General features: G+C 49.9%; 5 protein-coding genes and 1 pseudogene. All 6 read left to right on the forward strand.

Features of this window, described 5'->3' with window-relative positions:
- The first annotated feature begins 196 nt into the window (after nucleotides 1-196).
- The 6 genes and pseudogenes from ACWPWQ_RS14420 (at nucleotide 197) to ACWPWQ_RS14445 (ending at nucleotide 6,201) form a co-directional block, all read left to right on the forward strand.
- Nucleotides 197-1,237: pseudogene (locus tag ACWPWQ_RS14420) on the forward strand (IS481 family transposase).
- A 331-nt stretch (nucleotides 1,238-1,568) separates the two neighbouring features.
- Complete coding sequence (locus ACWPWQ_RS14425; protein ID WP_199770451.1) at nucleotides 1,569-2,741, forward strand: MFS transporter; 1,173 nt, start codon at nucleotides 1,569-1,571, stop codon at nucleotides 2,739-2,741.
- A 266-nt stretch (nucleotides 2,742-3,007) separates the two neighbouring features.
- Nucleotides 3,008-3,871 (forward strand): AraC family transcriptional regulator, encoded by an 864-nt coding sequence (locus ACWPWQ_RS14430; protein ID WP_104452518.1) that lies wholly within the window; start codon nucleotides 3,008-3,010, stop codon nucleotides 3,869-3,871.
- A 54-nt stretch (nucleotides 3,872-3,925) separates the two neighbouring features.
- Nucleotides 3,926-4,333, forward strand: coding sequence for a DUF2000 domain-containing protein (locus tag ACWPWQ_RS14435; protein WP_104452519.1), 408 nt, complete (start codon nucleotides 3,926-3,928; stop codon nucleotides 4,331-4,333).
- A 21-nt stretch (nucleotides 4,334-4,354) separates the two neighbouring features.
- Nucleotides 4,355-4,963 carry a LysE family translocator gene (locus ACWPWQ_RS14440; protein WP_202015450.1) on the forward strand — a complete coding sequence of 203 codons (609 nt, stop codon included), beginning with the start codon at nucleotides 4,355-4,357 and terminating at the stop codon, nucleotides 4,961-4,963.
- Between the two features lie 257 nt (nucleotides 4,964-5,220).
- A complete protein-coding gene (locus tag ACWPWQ_RS14445) occupies nucleotides 5,221-6,201 on the forward strand; it encodes an IS5-like element IS5 family transposase (RefSeq protein ID WP_234921232.1) in 981 nt (326 codons plus the stop codon).
- Nucleotides 6,202-6,781 lie beyond the last annotated feature (580 nt).

Below are 6,781 nucleotides of genomic sequence, written 5' to 3' on the forward strand. Positions count from 1 at the left end.
CGATCCAGTAATGACTTCTCCAGCCCCAGGTGACAGCTACATTCAGGGCCTTCTGACAGGCGGGCCCAGCATATTCAGTTTGTTTATGTGTATGGAGATGGTATTCACCTGACAGTTGCCCACAAAAGGGAGTGGTCATACGGCTTCAAACCGGATAACAAAACGGTACCCCTACCGTGTTATCCGGAGTCACCGTATGACCACCAACGAGAAAGTAGCACGTCGTAAACTCAGCCTGCTAGAGCTCGCCAAATAGCTCAATAACGTCAGCAAAGCCTGCAAGCTTATCGGCTACAGCCGTCAGCAGTTCTACGAAATTCGCCGTAACTATCAGACCTATGGCGCCGAGGGCTTGCTCGACAAACTACCCGGCTGTAAAGGGGCGCATCCCAACCGGGTCGCTCCCGAGATTGAACAGGCCATCCTCGATTACTCTCTCACCAGACCAACCCATGGCCCGCTGCGGGTCGCGCAAGAACTGGCTCTGCAAGGCATCAACGTCAGTGCGGGCGGTGTGCGTGGCGTGTGGCAACGTCATGACTTGCTCTCCAAACATGACCGTTTGTTGCGCCTCGAGAAAACCCATAGGGAACAGACCATTGAGCTCAATGACGAGCAAATTCGCCTGCTCGAGCGCTTCAGTCCCGAGTTCCGCGAACGCCAGATAGAGGTCCACTACACCGGGGAACTGGTGGCGGTCGATACCTTCTTCGTCGGTGCACTCAAGGGGGTAGGCAAGGTGTATCTGCAAACCGTGCTGGACTGCTACAGCCGCCACGCCTGGGGACGACTCTACACCAGCAAGCTGCCGGTGACTTCGGTCTATGTACTCAACGAAACGGTGCTGCCGTTCTTCGAGGCTCATGAGGCACGGGTCTATACCATCCTGTCGGACAATGGGCGCGAGTTCTGCGGGCGCCCTGACCATCATCCCTACGAGATGTTCCTGCAACTGGAGGGGATTGAGCACCGGACCACCAAGGTACGCAGGCCGCAGAGCAACGGCTTTATCGAACGGCTGCATCGAACCTTGTTGGATGAACACTTCCGTATCAAAGGGAGGACAACCTGGTATGAGTCGGTGGAGCAGATGCAGACAGACCTGGATAGCTATCTGGATCACTACAACAACCAGCGACCACATCAGGGCAGGATGATGGAGGGTCAGACCCCCTACAGCATGTTCAAAAAGGGTCTGAAATTGATACCGAAGGAAGTGCGCTCTAAAGTAGCGTAAACAAGACACCGGTTTGAGGCCGGTGTCAGGTGATAACTAGATCTGTACATTGCCGAATTGAGCACTGCACTTACAGGCATAGCAAGACTGCGGCTTGAAGTTCGTCAGCCAGAATCCCGACTGGCCTTGTAAGGACAAATATTCATCTTGAACAGCTAACAGTAGTTCGTGCGTGGGAGACAAATAAAATTCTTAACCAACTATGCTGCCGCTTCTATCCGTTGATTGGCTGTGAGGTTATTCCATGCTCGGTGAGCCCAAACTAACTCTACTGAATAAACAACACTAGGACACTTTCACAATGATTACTGCATGGCGTAGGAGTTTCTGGGTGCTGCTAGGTGCTGCATTGATTCTTTTCTTGTCATTAGGCACTCGTCATGGCTTCGGTCTGTTTCTTTCGCCGATGAGTATGGAATTCGGATGGGGCCGCGAGATTTTCGCCTTCGCCATGGCACTTCAGAACCTAGTGTGGGGGATCTTCCAGCCCATTACCGGTGCTTTGGCTGACCGCTTTGGTGCACGGCGAACCATCGTCGTGGGGGGACTCCTATACACAGTCGGCCTAGTCTTGATGAGCTTTGCAAGCTCTCCACTATCGCTGTCCATTAGTGCGGGGGTTCTAATCGGAATAGGTCTGTCGGGAACTTCATTCTCCGTAATATTGGGCGTTGTTGGTCGTGTCGTACCACCGGAAAAACGCAGTATGGCGATGGGTATCGCCGCAGCAGCAGGATCTTTAGGTCAATTTGCCATGCTGCCAGGATCATTGGGGCTGATCGAGTGGCTTGGCTGGTCGGCCGCATTGATTGTGCTTGGTATAACTGCTGCGTTCATAATGCCGCTTGCCGTAATGATTAAGGATAGCCCCCCCATCTCGCACGGACCACAACAAACACTAGAAGAAGCTCTGCGGGAAGCATGCAACCATTCGGGCTTCTGGTTATTGGCATTTGGATTTTTCGTCTGTGGCTTCCAGGTAGTGTTTATCGGTGTACATTTACCAGCCTACTTGGTCGATCAGCAATTGCCGGTGATCGTCGGCACTACTGCACTTGCACTCGTGGGGCTGTTCAATGTGTTCGGTACCTATATAGCTGGCTGGCTCGGCAGCAAACATTCCAAACCGCGTCTGCTGAGTGCCTTGTATCTGGTGCGTGCTGTTGTGATCGCGTTGTTCATTACGTTTCCTGTCACAACCTGGACTGCCTATGCGTTTAGCATTGCAATGGGGCTGCTGTGGCTCTCCACTGTTCCGCTGACCAATGGAACCGTGGCTACGATGTTTGGTGTCCGGAATCTCTCCATGCTCGGGGGCATTGTGTTCTTTTTCCACCAAATAGGTTCATTCCTCGGTGGATGGCTGGGTGGTTACCTGTTCGATCGTACCGGCAGCTATGAACTGGTCTGGTACATCTCCATCGCGTTGAGCTTTGTTGCTGCCGCATTGAACTGGCCGGTGAAAGAGCAGTCGGTGGCACGCATCGAGAGGGCGCAAGCATGACGATTCGCAAAGTCTGGTTCGTCCTCGCCGCCTGCGCGGCAATGGCGGTGTTAAGCTTAATCCTCTACGGCTGGCGCCAGGGGGGATTAGCTCTTCTCCAGTTGGACATGGGCCTGTGCTGAAACACGTGAAGTGTCTGGATCTATGGGGGCAAATCCAGCCCCCCTGAATTGTCCTCAGTTTCAGTTTCAGTTACATACAAGACATCACGTTCAGGCTAAAGTTAGGTGACAACTAGTTATTGTATAGATTAGGCATTATCGACCATGGGTGATGAACGAACACATGCTGAGGAGCAAAGTTCTGGAGATTGGCTGCAACTACAGCATGACAAGGAGACTGGGATAGAAAGCGTACAAGCCCATTTTCGTGGGCACGCTTATGATGCACACGACCATGATGAGATGTTAGTTGGCATTACCTTACAGGGCGTTCAGCGCTTTCATTGCAGAAGTGCTCTACACACTAGTCAGCCGGGACGAGTCATACTGATCGAGCCTGGTGCCGTACATGATGGTCACGCACCTGAAGAGCAAGGTTTCACCTATTCAATGCTCTATCTGCCACAGCCATGGGTCAACACCGCCTTGATAGCACGAGGTGGCAATGATGTTTCACAGCTCCAAGCTACCTTCCGTGATACACTGACTGATGATCGTCAACTTGCAAGTGCTATTCAACAAGCATTCATAGCCATTCACGGTCGAGAAGGGCGTTTGGCTCGCGATTTGAGCTTGGATTTACTCATGTCCCACCTAGCACAGCATGTCCAGCTCCATCCGAGCTCTGTGCGCTCCAATTCACAGCAACAAGTCCTACGTGCTCGTGACTTTTTACATGATCAGATGGCTAGAGATGTCAGCCTGGATGAATTAGCCTTATATACAGGAATCGACCGTTTTCGCTTAAATAGGCAGTTCAAACAAGTTTTTAACTTGTCCCCCCATGCCTACCTAGTGCGTTTGCGGCTACGTGTTGCCCGCCAGCGCCTAGCCCAAGGTGCCTTACCTTCACAAGTAGCCCTAGAGGTTGGCTTTGCTGATCAAAGCCATCTTGGGCGCTGGTTTCAACGTGCTTATCGCTTGTCGCCTGCAAGTTACCAGCGACTGTGCACAAATGTTCTAGATTAACCCTGCCCTGATCTCCGAACATTACCCTATGGTAAATGCAAAGGAGAAGATTGAATGTTTGATACCAAAATCGCCTTGATAGTTCGTGATGATCTTGCTATTTGGCAGCGTTTGAATGTAGTGGCATTTTTATCTAGTGGAATTGCCGCAGCATCCCCAGAGGTTATGGGGAAACCCTATATTGATGCCCTTGGTCGTCAGTATGGGAACATGCTTGGCCAACCTATGTTGGTGTTCCAGGCAAATTTGGCTGGATTACAAAAAGCACACAAAAAAGGGATTGTTGAGGATATATCTATCATTCCCTATGTCCATGCTATGTTTTCTACTGGCCATGATGAGGCGAATCGACAAGTGTTCCTAGCTGAGGATGCGAATAACTTGGATTTAGTTGGTCTTGCACTACGAGGTCCTAAAAAGATCATCGACAAGGCCATTAAAGGCTTGGCATTGCATAAATAAAATTTTATTGCGGTATATTCTATGTCTTGGGATTTGCTTGTCTCATTTTGGGCCTTTTCACTGGTATTTGTTGTAACTCCTGGAATCGATTGGTCTTTTGCTATAGCAGCAGGAATTCGAGGTCAAGGAGTTCTGATTAGCATAGCAGGGTTGTTGGTTGGCTATTTGGCCTTGACGGCGTTTGTTGCGTTTGGTGTCGGTACGGTGCTTGCTCAGCATGACTATCTAATGCGATTAATGACACTTGGTGGGGCACTTTACATTGGCTGGCTAGGGGTAGGTATGATCCGGCAACCCACTTATATCCAACTTGGTGCAGAGAGTGTTGCAGCAGTTGATAGATGGAGGAGTTTTAGACATGGCATTGGTGTCAGTGGGTTGAATCCCAAGGCGTTGTTATTCTTTGTGGCGTTCTTGCCGCCTTTTACTTCTCCTCACTACCACTGGAGTTTGGTCCAACAAATTATGGTGATGGGGTCGATCCACACGGCCAGCTGTGCAGTTGTCTACACCTGTGTAGGCTATTCTAGTAAATGGCTACTGAGTTCTCGGCCCTATGCTGCTATGGTGGTCAGCCGCCTCGCTGGCGTGATTATGGTGTGCCTTGCTGTTGGCTTGTTGGTTCATTGAGAGAGCGCAGTACAAATTATTTGCATATTGCTCAACCAAATATTAACTCTGTGTTAGACCTATTTTCGGCTTCTTTTGGCGGTATTCATAAATTATATGGATACCGCCATTTTCAGTAATCCAACAGGTAAGACATGGCCTCAGTACAATACCAGCTCTATTTTGAGACCCTGACTCCGAGTGACCTAGGGAAGGTGCGAACAAGTCCCTGATATGAGATCATGTTTGTCATCTGGAGCCATGAAAAAGGGTTCATCATGAGTCATCAGCTCACCTTCGCCGACAGTGAATTCAGCAGTAAGCGCCGTCAGACCCGAAAAGAGATTTTCCTCTCCCGCATGGAGCAGATCCTGCCATGGCAGAATATGACCGCCGTCATCGAGCCGTTTTATCCCAAAGCCGGTAATGGTCGTCGGCCCTATCCGCTGGAAACCATGCTGCGCATTCACTGCATGCAGCATTGGTACAACCTGAGCGATGGCGCGATGGAAGATGCTCTGTACGAAATCGCCTCCATGCGTCTGTTTGCCCGGTTATCCCTGGATAGCGCCTTGCCGGACCGCACCTCCATCATGAATTTCCGCCACCTGCTGGAGCAGCATCAACTGGCCCGCCAATTGTTCAAGACCATCAATCGCTGGCTGGCCGAAGCAGGCGTCATGATGACCCAAGGCACCTTGGTCGATGCCACCATCATTGAGGCACCCAGCTCGACCAAGAACAAAGAGCAGCAACGCGATCCGCAGATGCATCAGACCAAGAAAGGCAATCAGTGGCACTTTGGCATGAAGGCCCACATTGGTGTCGATGCCAAGAGTGGCCTGACCCACAGCCTATTCACCACCGCTGCCAACGAGCATGACCTCAATCAGCTGGGTAATCTGCTGCATGGAGAGGAGCAATTTGTCTCAGCCGATGCCGGCTACCAAGGGGCGCCACAGCGTGAGGAGCTGGCCGAGGTGGATGTGGACTGGCTGATCGCCGAGCGCCCCGGCAAGGTAAGAACCTTGAAACAGCATCCACGCAAGAACAAAACGGCCATCAACATCGAATACATGAAAGCCAGCATCCGGGCCAAGGTGGAGCACCCATTTCGCATCATCAAGCGACAGTTCGGCTTCGTGAAAGCCAGATACAAGGGGTTGCTGAAAAACGATAACCAACTGGCGATGTTATTCACGCTGGCCAACCTGTTTCGGGCGGACCAAATGATACGTCAGTGGGAGAGATCTCACTAAAAACTGGGAATAACGCCTTAAATGGCGAAGAAACGGTCTAAATAGGCTGATTCAAGGCATTTACGGGAGAAAAAATCGGCTCAAACATGAAGAAATGAAATGACTGAGTCAGCCGAGAAGAATTTCCCCGCTTATTCGCACCTTCCCTAGATGCACATGCAGCTAACCTCACTTGGGTGGTGAAGATGGTAACAAAAGTGTTGCAAGCTTAACGATTTAGAAACAATTCGTTTTATTTAAAAATTTAAATATAAAATCTTTTTTTGTTCTCAAACATATATATCTATTCCGCGCTTTCACTTCGTTTCAGCGCGAAGGGGAGCCAGGTATTTAAAGATGTGAGGTTTTAAGGTGTTAAAAGAAGAAAATCTTTATAAAGAAAGTGAAAAACAAGACATTTATGGCGTATTTTTTTTGATAAAAAATACAACATTAAATTATCATGGAAAATGAAGTTGTGCAATGTTTTTTTGCGTGAAACTGAAAAAAAACCTCCTGTCAATATGTTTGTGAAATGTTGCAAAATAACCAGTGACGCTTCTGGGGGGTGGGCGCTAGGTTGTCAGCGTTAACACCGCAT

The organism is Aeromonas sp. Marseille-Q7275, assembly GCF_965119515.1.

What these genes read in the sequence shown, in the direction of transcription:
- ACWPWQ_RS14440 (WP_202015450.1), top strand. Translation starts at nt 4,355, where the DNA reads ATGTCTTGGGATTTGCTTGTCTCATTTTGGGCCTTTTCACTGGTATTT.
- ACWPWQ_RS14430 (WP_104452518.1), top strand. Translation starts at nt 3,008, where the DNA reads ATGGGTGATGAACGAACACATGCTGAGGAGCAAAGTTCTGGAGATTGG.
- ACWPWQ_RS14435 (WP_104452519.1), top strand. Translation starts at nt 3,926, where the DNA reads ATGTTTGATACCAAAATCGCCTTGATAGTTCGTGATGATCTTGCTATT.
- ACWPWQ_RS14445 (WP_234921232.1), top strand. Translation starts at nt 5,221, where the DNA reads ATGAGTCATCAGCTCACCTTCGCCGACAGTGAATTCAGCAGTAAGCGC.